The organism is Streptomyces rubiginosohelvolus (assembly GCF_014649875.1).
GTDB classification, from domain to species: domain Bacteria; phylum Actinomycetota; class Actinomycetes; order Streptomycetales; family Streptomycetaceae; genus Streptomyces; species Streptomyces rubiginosohelvolus.
The window spans coordinates 137036-153629 of the sequence record NZ_BMTW01000009.1 but is presented as its reverse complement, the minus strand read 5'-3'; the positions used below and the strand labels follow the sequence as shown (position 1 = coordinate 153629).

At 71.0% G+C, this 16594-nt stretch carries 16 protein-coding genes; all 16 read left to right on the top strand.

Features of this window, described 5'->3' with window-relative positions; translation table 11 throughout:
• The first annotated feature begins 96 nt into the window (after nucleotides 1-96).
• The 16 genes from IE134_RS21085 (at nucleotide 97) to IE134_RS21010 (ending at nucleotide 16488) form a co-directional block, all read left to right on the top strand.
• Entirely contained in the window at nucleotides 97-753 is a 657-nt protein-coding gene (locus tag IE134_RS21085) for a hypothetical protein (protein ID WP_030711708.1), read from the top strand.
• Between the two features lie 343 nt (nucleotides 754-1096).
• Nucleotides 1097-2614: a DUF6801 domain-containing protein gene (locus IE134_RS21080; RefSeq protein WP_098019701.1), complete on the top strand. Its 1518-nt coding sequence runs from the start codon at nucleotides 1097-1099 to the stop codon at nucleotides 2612-2614.
• 465 nt (nucleotides 2615-3079) lie between these two features.
• Nucleotides 3080-4066, top strand: a complete 987-nt coding sequence (locus tag IE134_RS21075) for an ABC transporter ATP-binding protein (RefSeq protein ID WP_030711703.1) — start codon at nucleotides 3080-3082, stop codon at nucleotides 4064-4066.
• Nucleotides 4063-4920, top strand: coding sequence for an MlaE family ABC transporter permease (locus tag IE134_RS21070; RefSeq protein ID WP_030711700.1), 858 nt, complete (start codon nucleotides 4063-4065; stop codon nucleotides 4918-4920). Before IE134_RS21075 ends, IE134_RS21070 begins: the two co-directional genes overlap by 4 nt.
• 3 nt (nucleotides 4921-4923) lie before the next feature.
• The gene (locus IE134_RS21065) at nucleotides 4924-5727 is read left to right on the top strand and encodes an MlaE family ABC transporter permease (RefSeq protein WP_030711697.1); all 804 of its coding nucleotides are present in this window, start codon (nucleotides 4924-4926) and stop codon (nucleotides 5725-5727) included.
• The gene (locus IE134_RS21060; protein WP_098019700.1) at nucleotides 5727-7025 is read left to right on the top strand and encodes an MCE family protein; all 1299 of its coding nucleotides are present in this window, start codon (nucleotides 5727-5729) and stop codon (nucleotides 7023-7025) included. Before IE134_RS21065 ends, IE134_RS21060 begins: the two co-directional genes overlap by 1 nt.
• A complete protein-coding gene (locus IE134_RS21055) occupies nucleotides 7022-8053 on the top strand; it encodes an MCE family protein (protein ID WP_126932371.1) in 1032 nt (343 codons plus the stop codon). The genes IE134_RS21060 and IE134_RS21055 overlap by 4 nt, the downstream gene beginning before the upstream one ends.
• A complete protein-coding gene (locus IE134_RS21050; RefSeq protein ID WP_030711688.1) occupies nucleotides 8050-9069 on the top strand; it encodes an MCE family protein in 1020 nt (339 codons plus the stop codon). Before IE134_RS21055 ends, IE134_RS21050 begins: the two co-directional genes overlap by 4 nt.
• A gap of 1 nt (nucleotide 9070) precedes the next feature.
• Nucleotides 9071-10246, top strand: a complete 1176-nt coding sequence (locus IE134_RS21045; RefSeq protein WP_189431368.1) for an MCE family protein — start codon at nucleotides 9071-9073, stop codon at nucleotides 10244-10246.
• Nucleotides 10243-11433 carry an MCE family protein gene (locus tag IE134_RS21040; protein ID WP_030711683.1) on the top strand — a complete coding sequence of 397 codons (1191 nt, stop codon included), beginning with the start codon at nucleotides 10243-10245 and terminating at the stop codon, nucleotides 11431-11433. Before IE134_RS21045 ends, IE134_RS21040 begins: the two co-directional genes overlap by 4 nt.
• Nucleotides 11430-12665: an MCE family protein gene (locus IE134_RS21035; RefSeq protein WP_098019696.1), complete on the top strand. Its 1236-nt coding sequence runs from the start codon at nucleotides 11430-11432 to the stop codon at nucleotides 12663-12665. Before IE134_RS21040 ends, IE134_RS21035 begins: the two co-directional genes overlap by 4 nt.
• Nucleotides 12662-13183, top strand: coding sequence for a hypothetical protein (locus tag IE134_RS21030; RefSeq protein WP_030711677.1), 522 nt, complete (start codon nucleotides 12662-12664; stop codon nucleotides 13181-13183). The genes IE134_RS21035 and IE134_RS21030 overlap by 4 nt, the downstream gene beginning before the upstream one ends.
• 23 nt (nucleotides 13184-13206) lie before the next feature.
• Nucleotides 13207-13791: a hypothetical protein gene (locus IE134_RS21025; protein WP_189431366.1), complete on the top strand. Its 585-nt coding sequence runs from the start codon at nucleotides 13207-13209 to the stop codon at nucleotides 13789-13791.
• A gap of 59 nt (nucleotides 13792-13850) precedes the next feature.
• Nucleotides 13851-14417, top strand: a complete 567-nt coding sequence (locus IE134_RS21020; protein WP_050513656.1) for an Rv1363c family protein — start codon at nucleotides 13851-13853, stop codon at nucleotides 14415-14417.
• A 49-nt stretch (nucleotides 14418-14466) separates the two neighbouring features.
• Complete coding sequence (locus IE134_RS21015) at nucleotides 14467-15207, top strand: hypothetical protein (RefSeq protein ID WP_030711670.1); 741 nt, start codon at nucleotides 14467-14469, stop codon at nucleotides 15205-15207.
• Nucleotides 15208-15222: 15 nt separating this feature from the next.
• The gene (locus IE134_RS21010) at nucleotides 15223-16488 is read left to right on the top strand and encodes a lytic transglycosylase domain-containing protein (protein WP_189431364.1); all 1266 of its coding nucleotides are present in this window, start codon (nucleotides 15223-15225) and stop codon (nucleotides 16486-16488) included.
• The last annotated feature ends 106 nt before the right edge of the window (nucleotides 16489-16594 follow it).

Below are 16594 nucleotides of genomic sequence, written 5' to 3'. Positions count from 1 at the left end.
GAGCGCCGAACCGTCCGGCCCGGCGGACACAGCGCACGAACCTCTCCAGTCACGTTCAGCCGAATCCCCAACGGGACAAGAAAAGGGAGTACCCCCATGTTCAAGCGAACCGGTGTCCTGACCGCGATCGGTGCCGCCGCGGCATCCGTCGTACTGGCCGCCCCGTCGGCCGTCGCCGCGCCGACCAGCTGGACGATCAGCCCGACCGGCGCCTTCAAGGGCACCGCCGGAGTGACCGTCCTGACCGACAACAACGGCAACAAGATCCAGTGTGCGACCTCCGCCGCCTCGGGCTCCGCGCCGACCTCCCCGGTCGCGGGGAGCCCGGCCAAGCTCGCGTCCATCTCGGCGATCTCGTTCAACTCGCCGTGCACCGGCCCCTTCAGCTCCACCTGGACGGTGACCACCACGCCGCCGTGGGAGATCTGGGGCCTGGACTACGCGGCGGGCGCCGGAACCAACTCCACGGGGCAGGTGACCGGTGAGATCAGAGCGATCAAGGCGAAGGTGTCCGGGAGCAGCATCCTCGGCCCCTGCACCTTCGACGTGACCGGCAAGGTCGCGGCCAAGTACAACAACCCGACCGCGGGTGGCAGCAACGGCACCCTGAACACCGCCGGCGGCGGGCTCACCCTCTCCATAGCCAACAAGGTCGGCGGCGGCTGCGGCATCGTCGGCACCACCGCCAGCTTCCAGGGGCTGTACACCATCATCAGCACCGCGACCAACAAGTCCCCGGTCATCAGCGGCTGATCCCGTCCCCGCTGACGTACCGCTGACGTAGCGCGTCTGAACGTCGTGCCCGGCCGTGCGCACCCGACGGCCGGGCACGATTTCGCGCACCCGCCGACAAGGAGCCCGGCGGCGGATTGTCACCCGCTGCCAAAGTCCCCGCGCCGGTGATCCGATCGGGAACCCGGCCCTTCCCAGGGGGTCGCCGGCGTGCGTACCCTACCCGTCGGTAGGGCCGTCGTCCGACCCGCCCCGAAGTCCGCCCGCGGCCCGCCCGGCCGCCGCCCGCAGAGCCGCCGCACCCCGGACCCGCTCCGCAGCCGCCCGCTCTCCGGGCCCACGCGCGCCGGAAGGACACATCCGTATGACCGTCGATGCACGCGCCGCAGCGAGACGACCGATCCACTGGGCCGTGGGCGGGGCGCTCGTCGTCGCCACCGCGCTCGTACCCAGCGCCGAATCGGCCGCCGCGGAACAGAAGTCGGAGGTCGCCCTCCGCTACACCTGCCCCTTCCCCTCCGGGCCCGAGGAGGTGGATGTCCTCGTCTCGGCGGTGCTGCCCACCTCGGCCCGTACGGGCGAGGAGATCCGCCCCGCTCAGGTGGCGGTCGAGGTGACTCTGCCGCCGACGGCGCTCGCCCGGTTCGCCGACCTGGACGCCGCCACCCTGTCGGCCGTCGCCCGGCTCACCGTCCGCAACAGCGTCGGCGACAAGTCCGCCGACGCCTCCTGGCAGGACCTGACCGCCCCGCCGGCGGAGCTGCCCACGCCGGGCGAGGGCGAGGGCGAGGGCCAAGACCCAGGCGCACTGACCCTCACCGCGACCGGAGACGTGCCGACGGTCACCTTCGGCAGCCCCGGACGCGCGACGCTCGCCCCCGACGCGCTCGACCTCGCGCTGACCTCGCTCACGGAGGCCGGAGAGCCGACCACGCCCCCGGGACTCGACGTCGCCTGCACCCCGGCCTCCGGCCAGGAGCCCGAACTGGCCGCCATCGCGATCCGCGGCGACCAGGACCCCACGGCGCCCGCACCCCGGCCCGGCGAGAGCGAGCCCGCACCGGATCCCGCCCCCACCCGCCCGGCCGAGGGGCTGCCGCCCACCGCACGGGAGAAGATCGACGCCCTCACCGAGAAGCGGCGCGAAGCCCTGGAGGACGACCCGGGCAGCTGCCCGATCGAGATCCCGCCCGAGTGGGTGATGACCACCGCCGAGACCTATGCGGCCGGCTACGCGAACGCCGCCAAGCTGGACGGCGCGGCGGCGCTGGGGCCCGCGTTCATGAAGGTGGTGCTCAACAAGCGCTACATCAACGACTCCTGCGCCTCCACCGTCGACGTCAGCTCCGAGGTGAACTTCGACTACGGAGGGAAGCGCCAACTCCCGCCGACGAAGGCCACGTTCCTCAGCTACGGGTTCATGCCGACCACCGCCACCATGACGCTGGAGCAGGTGGGCCCCCCGGCCGCGATCCACACCCACACGGTCACCAACACGCCGACCTACCCGGAGGAGACCACGGTCACGGCCCAGCTCGTGATGCGGCTCTCCGACGTCGAGGTGAACGGCGTGCCCCTGGACGTGGGACCCGACTGCCGCACCGCACGCCCCTTCGAGCAGGTGCTGAAGGGGTACGGCCAGAGCTATCCGCCGGCCGGCTACCTGGTGGCGTACGGCGGCACCCTGACCGGGTACGCCCACATCCCGCCGTTCGAGGGGTGCGGCGCCACGGAGGACCTCGACCCGATCTTCACCTCGGCGATCTCCAGCCCGGGCAAGAAGGCCGACAACTACACCAAGATGACCCAGGCGCCGCTGTGTGTGGCCACGAACCCGGAGGGGCCCGACTGCCCGCCGAGGAAGCCGAAGCCCGAGCGGTGACCTGAAAGCCTCCGAGCCCTTCCGGTTCCACGGGACCGGAAGGGCTCTTTCATGCCCGCGGGCCGGTCCGCCGACCGTGCGTTTCCTCATCATCCGACAGGTTTGGCAAGCAGATTGCTCACCCGGAGACAATCATCGGCACCTCATGAATTCTCGCCGAGGAAAATCTGTACCCAGTATTGCGAAGTCAGGTTACCGGCCCGTAGCGTCCCAGGCGTGCCGATCGGGAACGCCTGGCTGCATGCGCAGGTTTCGACAAGGTCGGAGACCGGCTTTGTCATCGAATGACAAGTGATCCGATCACCGCCCCTGGCTCGTCGAAATCCGCTGTTCAACGGCTTGCCCTGGCGGTTTCGGCGGACATAACGTGCGCCCCCGGTGCATGTGTGACGAGCCGCCATCGCCATTCTCAGAGCCGGAGCGTCAGCCGATGAAAACGTTCACCGCCACTTCGAGGGAGGGTCGATGGGAATCGAAGTAGTCGTCGAGGGCCTGACGAAATCCTTCGGCAAGCAGAACATCTGGCAGGACGTCAGCCTCACCCTGCCCGCCGGTGAAGTGAGCGTCATGCTCGGTCCTTCCGGAACCGGAAAGACCGTTTTCCTGAAATCCATCATCGGGCTTCTGAAACCCGAACAGGGGCGCGTCCTCATCAACGGCGTCGACATGGTGAACAGCCCGGAACGCGACATCATGGAGACCCGGAAACTCTTCGGCCTCATGTTCCAGGACGGGGCCCTCTTCGGCTCGATGTCGCTCTTCGACAACATCGCCTTCCCGCTGCGCGAGCACACCCGCAAGAAGGAATCCGAGATCCGTCGCATCGTGATGGAACGCATCGACGTCGTCGGGCTCCTCGGCGCCGAGGGAAAGCTGCCGGGCGAGATATCCGGCGGTATGCGCAAGCGGGCCGGCCTCGCCCGGGCCCTCGTCCTGGACCCCCAGATCATTCTCTGCGACGAACCGGACTCCGGCCTCGACCCGGTCCGCACGGCGTACCTCTCGCAGCTCCTCATCGACCTCAACGCGCAGATCGACGCGACGATGCTCATCGTCACCCACAACCTCGACATCGCGGCGACCGTCCCCGACAACATGGGCATGCTGTTCTGCCGCAACCTCGTCACCTTCGGCCCGCGCGAGGTGCTGCTCACCAGCGATACCCCGGTCGTCTCCCAGTTCCTCGCCGGACGCCGCGAAGGGCCCATCGGCATGTCCGAGGAGAAGGACGCCGCCACTCTCGCCGCCGAGCAGCTGGCCGACACCGTCCCGCTGCCCACCGGCCCCCGCACCGTCGTCCCCCAGCTGGAGCCCTCGCCCGGGATGCCCGTACGCCAGGGAGCGCTGCGCCGACGCGAGCGGGTCATGTCGATGATGGGCCAGCTGCCGGAGGCCGCCCGTACGGCGATCCTCGACAGCTACGCCCCCGCCGCGGGAGGTGCGCGCGCGTGACCGCCCCGATGCCGGTGCGGCCGCCCGAGCCGCCCGAAAAGCCCCCGCCGGCCACCTCCGGGAAGGCCCCCGGCCAGGCCCGCCCCTCCCGGCTGCTCGCCCCGCTCCGCGAGACCGGGAAGCTGTTCGCGCTCGCCGTCGCCGTGGCCCGGGCCATCTTCCGCAGACCGTTCCAGGTGCGGGAGTTCATCGAGCAGTTCTGGTTCGTCGCGAGCGTCACGATCCTGCCCGCCGCCCTCGTCTCCATCCCGTTCGGCGCGGTCATCGCCCTCCAGGTCGGCTCCCTCACCCAGCAGCTCGGCGCCCAGTCCTTCACCGGCGGTGCCAGCGTCCTCGCCGTGATCCAGCAGGCGAGCCCGCTCATCGTGGCGCTGCTGATCTCCGGCGCCGCCGGCTCCGCGATCTGCGCCGATCTCGGCTCCCGCAAGATCCGCGAGGAGCTCGACGCGATGGAGGTCATGGGCGTCTCGCCCATCCAGCGCCTCGTCGTCCCCCGGGTGCTCGCCACCATGCTCGTCGCCGTCCTGCTCAACGGGCTGATCTCGGTGGTCGGCACGCTCGGCGGCTACTTCTTCAACGTGATCATGCAGGACGGCACCCCGGGCGCCTACCTCGCGAGCTTCTCCGCCCTCGCCCAGCTGCCCGACCTCTACATCAGCGAGTTCAAGGCCCTGATCTTCGGCTTCATCGCCGGCATCGTCGCCGCCCACCGAGGCCTCAACCCCCGCGGCGGCCCCAAGGGCGTCGGCGACGCGGTCAACCAGTCCGTCGTCATCACCTTCATGCTGCTGTTCTTCGTGAACATGGTCCTCACGGCGATCTACCTCCAGATCGTCCCCGCGAAGGGGAGCTGACCGATGGCCATGCTGAACTGGCTCGACCGGTCGGGCGATCAACTCACCTTCTATGTACGGGCACTCCTCTGGATTCCCCGCACCCTGCGCCGCTATCTGCGCGAGGTCCAGCGACTCCTGGCCGAGGTCGCCTTCGGCAGCGGCGGACTCGGCGTCATCGGCGGCACCATCGGCGTCATGATCGCGATGACCCTGTTCACCGGCACGGTCGTCGGACTCCAGGGGTACGCCGCCCTCAACCAGATCGGCACCTCGGCCTTCACCGGGTTCGTCTCCGCCTACTTCAACACCCGGGAGATCGCCCCCCTGGTCGCCGGGCTCGCCCTCTCCGCCACCGTCGGCGCGGGCTTCACCGCCCAACTCGGCGCGATGCGGATCAACGAGGAGGTCGACGCCCTGGAGGCGATGGGCGTCCGCTCCATGCCCTACCTCGTCACCACCCGGATCATCGCCGGAGTCGTCGCGATCATCCCGCTGTACGCGATCGGGCTGCTCTCCTCGTACGTCGCCTCCCGCTGGATCACCATCTTCTTCAACGGCCAGTCGGCAGGCACCTACGACCACTACTTCGATCTCTTCCTCTCCCCGCAGGACGTCCTGCTGTCGGTGCTCAAGGTGCTGATCTTCAGCGTGCTGGTGATCCTCGCCCACTGCTACTACGGCTTCCACGCCACCGGCGGCCCGGCCGGCGTGGGGGTGGCGGTCGGCCGCTCGGTACGCAACGCCATCGTGCTCATCAGCGTCACCGACTTCTTCCTCTCGCTCGCCATCTGGGGCGCCACGACGACGGTGAAGGTGGCCGGCTGATGCGCACATCCAGCACCCGCACCATCCGCCGCCGCCTGGCCGGAGTCACCTTCCTGCTGGTGCCCGCCGTCCTGGTGTGGGTCTCGGTCTCCGTGTACGAGAAGGACTTCACCGACGACGCCACCGTCACCGTCCGCACCGGATCGGTCGGCAACGAGATGCACACCAACGCCGATGTGAAGCTCCGCGGCGTCGTCATCGGGCAGGTCCGCTCCATCGCCACCGACGGCGACGGCGCCCGGCTCACCCTGGCCATCGACCGCGACAAGCTCGGCCAGGTCCCGGCCGACGTCACCGCCCAGATGCTGCCGACCACCCTCTTCGGCGCGCGGTTCGTCGCACTCGTCCCGCCCCGTATCCCCGCGGCCACCACCCTGCGGGCCGGGGCCGTCATCCCGCAGGACCGCTCCAGCAACGCCATCGAGCTGGAACAGGTCCTCGACAACGTCCTGCCGCTGCTGACCGCCGTGAAGCCCGAGAAGCTCTCCGCCACCCTCAACGCCGTCTCCCAGGCGCTGGAGGGACGCGGTGAACGCCTCGGCGAGACGCTGACCACGCTGGATCACCACCTGAAGAAGTTCAACCCCCAACTCCCCACCCTCAACGCCGACATCAAGGAACTCGTCAAGGTGAGCACGCTGTACGCGGACGCCGCGCCGGACGTCCTCGACGCGCTGCGGGACGCCACGGTCACCAGCTCCACCCTCGCCGACGAGGAGGCGCGGCTCGCCGCTCTCCACGGCACCACCACGGCCGCCGCGCAGGACGTCACCTCCTTCCTGCGGGAGAACAAGGACAACCTCATCCGGCTCTCCGCCGCGAGCCGCCCCTCCCTCGAACTCCTCGCCGAATACGCCGAGTCGTTCCCCTGCACCCTGCGCACCATGGCCGGATTCGTGCCCGCCATGGACAAGGCGCTCGGCAAGGGAACCGACGAGCCGGGGCTGCACGTGTCGGTCAAGTCCGTTCCCTCGAAGGGTAAATACGTCCCCGGAAGGGACACCCCGGTCTACAACGCGACGGGCGGCCCGACGTGCTACTCGGTGCCGTACGTCGGCAAGCACGCCCCGACCGCCGACACCCGCCGGGCCGCCGACGTCACCGCGCCCCCGCCCACCCGGGGCGACGGCGGCGACGGCACCGACACCGCGCTCGGACTGCCCAACTCGCCCCAGGAGTCGCAGCTCGTGAACGAACTGGTCGCCCCCTCGCTGAAGGTCCGGCCGGACGACCTGCCCGACTGGAGCAGCGTGCTCATCGGCCCGGCCTTCCGCGGTGCGGAGGTGAAGCTCAAGTGAAACGCCGCTCGCTCGCGGGACCGATCGCCAAGTCCCTCGTCTTCATCGTCGTCACCGTCCTGGCCACCACCGTCCTTGGGCTCTCCATCGCCAACACGGGCGTCGGCGACACCACCACGTACAAGGCGCGGTTCACCGACGCCACCGGCCTCATCCCCGGCGACAGCGTCCGGATCGCCGGGGTGAAGGTCGGCCAGGTCGAATCCGTACGGCTCGCCGACCGGCGCGTCGCCGAGGTCGCCTTCGCCGTACGCAAGGGGCGCGACCTCCCCGCCTCGGTGACCGCGTCCATCAAGTACCTCAACATGGTCGGCCAGCGGTACGTCGACCTCGACCGGGGTCCCGGGCCCGTCGGCAAGGCCTTCGCGCCCGGGGACACCATCCCGCTCTCCCGCACCACCCCGGCCCTCGACCTCACCCAGCTCTTCAACGGCTTCCAGCCCCTCTTCGAAGGGCTGTCGCCGCCCGACGTCAACCAGCTCGCCGGCTCCATCGTCCAGGTCCTCCAGGGCGAGGGCGGCACCGTCGACAGCATCCTGCGGCACGTCGGCTCGCTCACCACGACCGTCGCCGCGAAGGACAAGGTGATCGGCGAGGTGATCACGAACCTCAATACGGTCCTCAAGACGGTCAACGACCGCGAGGAGGGCTTCGACGACCTCGTCGTCACCCTCCAGAAGCTCGTCACCGGATTCTCCGGCGACCGCAAACCGCTCGGCGAGGCCATCACCGCGATGGGCGCGCTCACCACCGTCACCGCCGACCTCTTCCAGGACGGCAGGAAGCCCCTCAAGGACGACATCCGCCAACTCGGGCGCCTCAGCGGCCAGCTGGAGAAGGGCACCCCGCAGATCGAGAACTTCCTCCAGAAGACCCCGGCCAAGATGGCGGCCATCAGCCGGCTGACGTCCTACGGATCGTGGCTCAACCTCTACCTCTGCGAAGCGAAGGTCAGCGGCGTGACCCACGACGACGGCAGCAAGCCGCCCACCGGCATCGCGATCACCCAACCGAGGTGCCTGGCATGAGCATCACCCCCATCCGGGAACGCAACCCGGTCGCCGTCGCCGTCGTCGGGCTCCTCGTCCTGGCCCTCGTCGGCCTCACCGCCTGGCGCGCCGACTCCCTGCCCTTCGTCGACAACGGCACCTCCTACAGTGCCGACTTCACCGAATCCGCCGGACTCGACGACGGCGACGAGGTGCGCATCGCCGGAGTGAAGGTCGGCGAGGTCACCGGCGTCTCCCTCGACGGCGCGAAGGTCCGCGTCGACTTCCGGGTCGAGGACGCCTGGATCGGCGACTCCTCCACCGTGGGCATCGCCATCAAGACCCTGCTCGGCGAGAAGTACCTCGCCGTCGACCCCCTCGGCGACGCCCCGCAGGACCCCGGCTCCCGGATCACCGCGAGCCGCACGACCTCCCCGTACGACGTCACCCAGGCGTTCAACGGGCTCGGCGAGACCATCGGCGAGATCGACACCGACCAGCTCGCCAAGAGCTTCGAGACGATCTCCGCCACCTTCAAGGACTCCCCGCCCCACGTCCGCAGCGCCGCCGACGGGCTCTCCGCCCTCTCCCGTACGGTCTCCGAACGCGACGCCCAGCTCGCCACCCTGCTCAGCAGCAGCAAGAAGCTCACGAAGACCCTCGACGGCAAGAAGAGCAGCTTCGAAACGCTCCTGGAGGACGGAAACCTGCTGCTCGGCGAGATCCGGGCCCGCCGCGACTCCATCCATCTGCTGCTCACCGGCACCCGCGACCTCGGCACCCAGCTCACCGGACTCGTCAAGGACAACGACAAGCAGCTCGGGCCGACTCTGGCCTCCCTCGGCCGCGTCACCGCCGTCCTGGTGAAGAACCGCAAGAGCCTGGACAAGGTCCTCGCCACGACCGGCTCCTACAGCCGGCTCGTCGGCAACACCCTCGGCAGCGGGCGCTGGTTCGACAACTACGTCTGCGGCGTCGTGCCCAAGAACTACCTCCCCGCCGGCACACCCCCGGCGACCGGATGCATGCCACCCCGGCAGCAAGGGGGCCGCTGACATGAGACGCACCCGCATCACCGGCATCGGCGCCGGACTCGCCCTCGTCGCCGTCGTGGCCGCCACCGGCGTGAGTGCCCTGGAGGAGGACGGCAAGACCACCGTCACCGCCTACTTCGACCGGGCCACCGGCGTCTACGCCGGATCCGACCTGAGGATCCTCGGCGTCAAGGTCGGCACCGTCGACTCCGTCGAGCCGCGCGGCAAGGAGGTGAAGGTCGTGCTGCGCCTCGACCGGGGCATCGACGTCCCCCGGGACGCCCACGCCGTCGTCGTCGCCCCCAGCCTCGTCGCCGACCGCTACATCCAGCTCGCCCCGGCCTACGACGGCGGCCCCCGCCTCGCCGCCGGCGCGGTGCTGCCCGCAGCCCGCAACGCCACCCCCGTCGAGGTCGACGAGCTGTACGCCTCCATCACCGAGCTGTCCACCGCGCTCGGCCCCGACGGGGCGAACGCGAACGGGGCGTTGGCCCGGCTCCTGGACACCGGGGCGAAGAACCTCGACGGGAACGGCAAGGCCATCGGGGACTCCATCGAGCAGTTCGGCAAGGCCACCAAGACGCTCGACAAGAGCAGCGGAGACCTGTTCGACACCCTGAAGTACCTCCAGAGCTTCACCACGATGCTCAAGAAGAACGACGGCAACGTCCGCAGCGCCGAGCAGCAGCTGAACACGGTCACCACCTTCCTCGCCGACGACAAGAAGAACCTCAGCGCCGCCCTCAAGGAGCTCGGCACCGCCCTCGGCCAGGTCAAGACCTTCATCGCCAAGAACCGCGGCTCGCTCAAGAAGAACGTCGAGGCCCTCGTGCCGATCACCCAGGCGCTCGTCGACCAGCGCGCCTCGCTCGCCGAGGCGATGGACACCCTGCCGCTCGCCGCGGGCAACGTCCTCAACGCCTACGACCCGGCCCACCGCACTCTCAACGGCCGGACCAACCTCAACGAACTGTCCATGGGCGGACCGCTGGTGGAGCCCGGGGCCGCGGAAGCGGCAGGCCGGCTCACCGGCCTCGCTCCCGTCGACGCGACCCGCCGCAAGGCGCTGCCGGTCCTGCCGCTGCCCGAGGTCGGCACGGTCTACGGCACCCCCGAGAAGCAGCCCGGCAAGCCCGGCGAGGCCGGAAGGACAGGCACGTCCGGCCGGACCGACGAGGAGAAGGGGGCTGAGCGATGAACGACGAGAACCGGCGCAGACCCGCCGCACGGGCGGCCGTCGGCGCGGTCGCGCTGCTCGCCACCGGCGCGCTGATCGCCCTGGTCGTGGTCCGCCCCGACGCCCCCTCCTTCACCGGCATCGAGCAGATCCCGCTGCCCGGCGGCGCGGACCTCGGCGACCGGCCGTACGAGGTCACCGCCGAGTTCGGCGACGTCCTCAGCCTCGCCCCGCAGTCCTCGGTCAAGGTCAACGACGTCTCGGTGGGGCGCGTCACGAAGATCACGCTCGCCCCGGACGGCTGGCGGGCCCGGGTCACCATGCAGGTCAACGGCAAGGTCGAGCTTCCCGCCAACGCCTACGCCCGGCTCGAACAGTCCAGCCTGCTCGGCGAGAAGTTCATCCAGCTCGCCCCGCCCCCCGAGGGCACCGCCCACGGATCGCTCGCGAGCGCCGGCCGCATCCCCGTCTCCCGCACCAACAGGAACCCCGAGGTCGAAGAGGTCTTCGGAGCCCTGTCCATGCTCCTCAACGGGGGCGGGGTCAACCAGCTCAAGACCATCACCACCGAGCTGAACAAGGCGCTCGCCGGGCAGGAACCGCAGATCCGCTCGGTGCTCAACCGGGTCGACACCCTCGTGACCAACCTGGACGAGAACAAGGGCGACATCACCCGGGCACTCGACGGCGTCAACCGGCTCGCCACCACCCTCGCCACCCGCAAACAGGACGTCGGCACCGTCCTCACCGGGCTCAGCCCCGGACTCAAAGTCCTGGAGAAGCAGCGCGGCTCCCTGCTGACCATGCTGCGCTCCCTCGACACCCTGTCCACGGTCGCGGTCGACACCATCAACCGGAGCAAGGCCGACATGATCGCCGACCTCAAGGCGCTCGCCCCGACCCTCAAGGCGCTCGCCGACTCGGGCCAGGACCTCCCGAACTCGCTCCAGGTGCTGCTGACCTACCCCTTCACCGACGAGGTGCTGCGCGGCGTCAAGGGCGATTACCTCAACGTCTACCTGGACGTGACGGCCATGCCCGGGACGCAGATCATCCCGGCCCTCACCCCGGACCCGCCGGGAATTCCCGAGCCCCCGGCAGAGGGAGAGGAACCGGCCGCCGCGTCGGTCAAGGGCGCGCTGCCGCTCCCGCTCCCGCTGCCCGCCGTGTCGGGTACGCCGAAGACCACGAAGGAGGCGACACCGTGATCACCCTCGCCGTCCGGCTGAAGAACCTCGCCTTCCTCGTCATCGCCGTCCTCGTCCTCGGCTACCTGGGTGTCCGCTACGCCGATCTCGGCCACTACGTCGGATTGCGCAGCTACTACACCGTCACGGTCCAACTCCCGCAGACAGGCGGCCTCTACACCCACTCCAACGTCACCTACCGGGGCGTCTCCGTGGGCCGCGTCGGCCCCATCGAGCTGACCGAGAACGGTGTCGAGGCCGAGCTGCGGATCGAGAAGGACGCCCCGCGGATCCCGGACAGCCTCACGGCCGTCGTGGCGAACCTCTCGGCGGTCGGCGAGCAGTACGTCGACCTGCGGCCCACCCGGACGGAGGGCCCCTTCCTGGGCAACGGCTCGGTCATCGACGAAGCCGACACCACCATTCCGGCACCCCCCACCGACGTCCTCACCAGCGTCGACGACCTGGCGAGCTCGGTGAACCTGGAGAGCCTGCGGACCGTCGTCGAGGAGTTCGGGGCCGCCTTCGAAGGGCGCGGCGACGACCTCCAGGTCCTCCTGGACACCAGCGGCGACTTCATCGAGGCGGCGGACCAGGCCCTGCCGGTCACGACCCGGCTGATGGCCGACGGTGAGCAGGTCCTGCGCACCCAGGCCGAACAGGGCAAGGCGCTCAAGGGTTTTGCCAGGGGCGCGAAGGAACTGGCCGCCGAACTCAAGGGCTCCGACGCCGACCTGCGCCGCCTCATCGCGACCACCCCGGACGCCGCCGTCCAGATCAGCGGACTGCTGCGCGACGTGGACCCGGCCTTCGGCGTCGTCGTCGCGAACCTCCTCACCACATCGGAAGTGGCCGTCACCCGCCAACGCGGCCTGGAGGAACTCCTCGTGAAACTTCCCGCCGTCGCCGCCGCCGGGGCGAGCGCGGTCGACGACGACGGCGCCCGGTTCGGGATGTCCGTCACCTTCTTCGAACCGCTGCCCTGCACCGCCGGTTACGGCGGCACGGTCTACCGCAACGGGCTCAACACCTCGGCCGGGCCCGCCGTGAACACCGCCGCCCGCTGCACGTCCTCACCCGGCACCGGCATCAACGTCCGGGGCAGCGCCAACGCCCCCAAGGGCGGCCCGGTGCCGAAACCCGCCGTCCCGGGCTCGATGAAGCTGCCCGGAGCCGTGGACGGGGCAGCCGCGACCTCCCAGCCGCCGGCCGAGGGCATGGCCGGGCTGCTGGGCCTGGGAGGCGGCTCATGACCCCCCGGACCCGGCACCTGGGCGGCTGGGCCGTCCTCCTCGTCGCCGCCCTGGTCTGCGGCCTGGGGGCCTGGTCGTACGGGCAGGCGCGCGGCGACCGCTCCCTGTCCCACGCGAAGGCCCGCGACACGGCCCTGGCCGAGGGCAAGCGGCACCTCGCGACGCTGAACAGCCTGGACGGCGAGAACGCGCAGCGGGTCGACGACGGGTTACGGGCCTGGCTGGACTCCTCCACCGGTCCGCTCCACGACGAACTGGCGCGGACCCGTAAGGCCGACGCGAAGTCCCTCACGACGGCGGGCGACACGGCCCGGGGCAAAGTCACGTCGGCGGCGCTCACCGCACTGGACGAGCGCACCGGTACGGCGGAGCTGATCGCCACCGTGGACGTCGAGGTCACTCCGCGCTCCGGCGCTTCCGGCACCCAGCGCAAGCGGTTCGGGGCGACCCTCGCCCGTACGGCCGACGGCTGGAAGGTCAAGGCACTCACGGCGATAGGGACGGGCGGCGGCCGATGAGCGCGAGCGGAGCAACGACGACGGTGAGCAGCGATGCCGCCCTCGACCCCGAGGCCGAGGAGGCCCGAACGGGCACGCCGGACCCGGAAGTCGGCGCGGACGTGTCCCGCCGCCGGTGGCCGCGCGTCCTCGGCGCCCTGCTGACGGTCGCGCTCATCGCCACGGGCGGCGCCCTGTACGCCGAAGGGCGCCAGCTGCGCGACACCCCGGCCACGGCGAACCTGGCGCTCACCGACGCGGAGGCGACGACCCGCGTCACCGGCGATGTCAGCAGCGCACTCAGCAAGGTCTTCTCGTACGGTCCCGGGGCCACCGCCGGCACCAGGGCGGCAGCAGAAAGGGTCCTGGCGGGCAAGGCGCTCCAGCAGTACGCGACGCTGTTCGGCCAGGTCGAGCGGCAGTCCGCCGACCAGAAGCTGACGCTCACCACCGAGGTCGTCCGGGCCGGCGTGACCCGGCTGACCGATGACAGCGCCCACCTCCTGGTCTTCCTCGACCAGGTCTACGAACGCCGGGGCCGCACCCCCACCACCGCCTCCGCGCAGCTCACGGTGACCGCCGAACTGCGCGACGGACGCTGGTGGATCGTCGAGATCGGCTCCACATGACGGCGACCCGGAGGCGATGGCGCACAGGCCCGGTTCGGCAGACAGGGGAGAGGCAGCACATGGAACGGCGGCGAACGGCGACAGTGAACACCGAGAGCGGTGGGACGACCGGGACGAGGAACCCACTCCTGCTCGCCGCCCTGGCCCTGGTGGTCTGCGCGGCCGGCGCGGCGGGCTGGGGCGGCTGGCAGCGCTACGAGGCCTCGCACGACGACGCGGCGTCCTTCGCGCAGGCGCGGGACGACGCGCTGGCGGCGGGGGAGCAGGCGGTGCAGAACATGAACACCCTGGACCACAAGGCGCTGGAGCAGGGGCTCGACAGCTGGGAGCAGTCCACCACCGGCGACCTGCACCGCCAACTAGTCGACGGACGGGACGATTTCGCCCGCCAGATCGCCGAGGCGAAGACGGTGAGCACGGCGAAGGTCCTCTCCGGCGCGGTGACCGAACTGGACCAACGGGCGGGACGGGCAGGGGTGATGGTCGCCCTACGGGTCACCGTGACCGCGCCCGAGGGCGAACCGGCGGTGAAGGAGAGCCGGTTGCTCGGCACCCTCACCAGGACGGCCGGAGGGTGGAAGCTCAGTGCGCTGGGCCAGGCGCCCGTCGGCTCCACGGCCGGCTGACCTCGCGCCGCACCCCACCCACCCCGCACGCCCCGGAGAGGACCCACCCATGTCGACGACCCGTCACCTCGTCAACCGCCGACGCCGGCTGGCCACGACCCCTTCCCGTACGGCGGGAACGGGGACGGAACCGGCCTACGGAGAGCCCGACACCGTCGAAGCCGAGCTGGACGCCGCTGACGACAGCGCGCCCGACGCCGCTGACGCCGTGGAAGCCGCGCCTGACGCCGCTGACGACAGCCCCACGGACGAAGCTCCCCGGGCCCGGGCCGCCCGCCTCCGCATCACGCTGCCCGCCGTGCTCTGCGCGCTCACCGTGCTTCTCGGGGCCGTCGCCGTCTGGGCGTTCGCCTCGGCGAGCAGTCTCCGCGACGAGCCCGCCCGGCAGAACGCCGCGCTCACCGACATCGGCCGCACCAGCGAGGTGAAGGGCCGGATCAGCGAGGCGGTCGGCGCGGTGTTCAGTTACGACTACGCCTCGCCCGCCCGGTCCGAGCGTGCGGCGAGCACCTATCTGACCGGCCGGGCCGTGCAGCAGCACAAGGACATGCTCGCCGACGTACGGGAGCAGGCCCCGGAGCAGAAGCTCGTCCTGACCACCACCGTCACCGGGAGCGGGGTCGAGTTCCTCGACGGCGACCGCGCCCGGCTGCTGGTCTTCGCCGACCAGAGCAACACCCGTACGGGCAAGGACGAGGAGACGACCTACGCGGCGGCCATGTTCGCCGTGGACGCCGTCCGCCGCGGCGACACCTGGCTGATCGCCGCCATCGACACGTTCACCCGCTGAGCGAAGGGAATCCGCATGAGCTTCCACCGCACGGTGCGCCGCCGGCTCGGCACCACGGCCACCGCCGTCGCCGCGATGACCGCGCTCACCGCCTCCCAGGCCCCGGGGCTCGCCCTGCCCGAGCCGCGGAAGGGGAAGGCGGCGGCCTCCGACGACGTGGTGTGGACCGAGGTGCCGGGCGACGACGTCTACCACACCGAGTTGCCGCCGCTGCGGTCCCCGAAGCCGCCCGCACCCCTGAAGCCCGGGAAGAAGCCGAACCCCCTCGTGGCCCGCGCCTGGTCGGAGGCGGGCATCCCGGCCACCGTCCTGGCCGCCTACCGCAAGGCCGAGAGCGCGGTGGGCCGCAGCGACCCGGGGTGCGGTCTGCCGTGGCAGCTGCTCGCGGCGATCGGCAAGGTCGAGTCCGGCCAGGCGTCCGGCGGGCGGGTCGATGCGCGCGGGACGACCCTCACCCCCATCCTCGGCCCCGCGCTCGACGGCAACGGCTTCGCCCTGATCCGGGACACGGACGACGGGGCGTACGACGGTGACGGCACCTACGACCGGGCCGTCGGACCGATGCAGTTCATCCCGTCCACCTGGGCGGCCTGGGGCGCGGACGGCAACGGCGACGGCCGGAAGGACCCGGACAACATCTACGACGCGGCGCTCGCCGCCGGGCACTACCTCTGCGCCGGGCCGCGCGATCTGACCCGCCGCTCCGACCTGGACCGGGCGATCCTCAGCTACAACCGCTCCGACACCTATCTGCGGACGGTGCTGTCCTGGCTGGAGTTCTACCGCAACGGCAGCCACCCGGTCGCCGACGGCGAGGGCGTCCTCCCGGGCAGCCCCGGCCCGGGCGGGAAGACCCGGCCCAAGGCGCCGGTCGGCGGTCCCGGTGCTCCGGAGCGTCCCGGCAAGGACGACGGAGGCGTCGTCGTCGGCCCGCAGCCGAGCAGGCCGCCGAGCCCGACCCCCACGCCCCGCCCGACGGGCCCCGGCTCCCCGAGCCCCAGCCCCGACCCGACGGACCCGGGCCCCGGACCCACCGACCCCGGTCCGAGCCCCAGCCCCGACCCGACCGACCCGGGCCCCAGCCCTGATCCGACCGACCCCGGCCCCAGCCCCGATCCGACCGGGCCCACCACGCCGCCCGACCCCGGTGGGACCGACCCGGGCTGCCCGGGCGAAACGCCGTCCCCGTCCCCCGCGGACCCCTTGCCGTCCGATACGGCCCCGGGCGGCCAGGACGAGCCTGACGACCCGTGCGTACCGGGGGAGGAAGCCGCGGTCTGAGTCACGCCCATTCCCTCCAGTCGGCCGGGAGGGCTGAATTCCACTTCGCTCCCGGAGCCGCCGGAAAAGGACGGCGGGAAAAAGGTGAGTGACTTTCTTCATCCGC

Bases quoted from the DNA above. Each gene is read 5' to 3' on its own strand.
- IE134_RS21060 (WP_098019700.1), top strand. From the start codon at position 5,727: ATGCGCACATCCAGCACCCGCACCATCCGCCGCCGCCTGGCCGGAGTC.
- IE134_RS21015 (WP_030711670.1), top strand. From the start codon at position 14,467: ATGTCGACGACCCGTCACCTCGTCAACCGCCGACGCCGGCTGGCCACG.
- IE134_RS21085 (WP_030711708.1), top strand. From the start codon at position 97: ATGTTCAAGCGAACCGGTGTCCTGACCGCGATCGGTGCCGCCGCGGCA.
- IE134_RS21030 (WP_030711677.1), top strand. From the start codon at position 12,662: ATGACCCCCCGGACCCGGCACCTGGGCGGCTGGGCCGTCCTCCTCGTC.
- IE134_RS21010 (WP_189431364.1), top strand. From the start codon at position 15,223: ATGAGCTTCCACCGCACGGTGCGCCGCCGGCTCGGCACCACGGCCACC.
- IE134_RS21075 (WP_030711703.1), top strand. From the start codon at position 3,080: ATGGGAATCGAAGTAGTCGTCGAGGGCCTGACGAAATCCTTCGGCAAG.
- IE134_RS21080 (WP_098019701.1), top strand. From the start codon at position 1,097: ATGACCGTCGATGCACGCGCCGCAGCGAGACGACCGATCCACTGGGCC.
- IE134_RS21050 (WP_030711688.1), top strand. From the start codon at position 8,050: ATGAGCATCACCCCCATCCGGGAACGCAACCCGGTCGCCGTCGCCGTC.
- IE134_RS21020 (WP_050513656.1), top strand. From the start codon at position 13,851: ATGGAACGGCGGCGAACGGCGACAGTGAACACCGAGAGCGGTGGGACG.
- IE134_RS21040 (WP_030711683.1), top strand. From the start codon at position 10,243: ATGAACGACGAGAACCGGCGCAGACCCGCCGCACGGGCGGCCGTCGGC.
- IE134_RS21065 (WP_030711697.1), top strand. From the start codon at position 4,924: ATGGCCATGCTGAACTGGCTCGACCGGTCGGGCGATCAACTCACCTTC.
- IE134_RS21045 (WP_189431368.1), top strand. From the start codon at position 9,071: ATGAGACGCACCCGCATCACCGGCATCGGCGCCGGACTCGCCCTCGTC.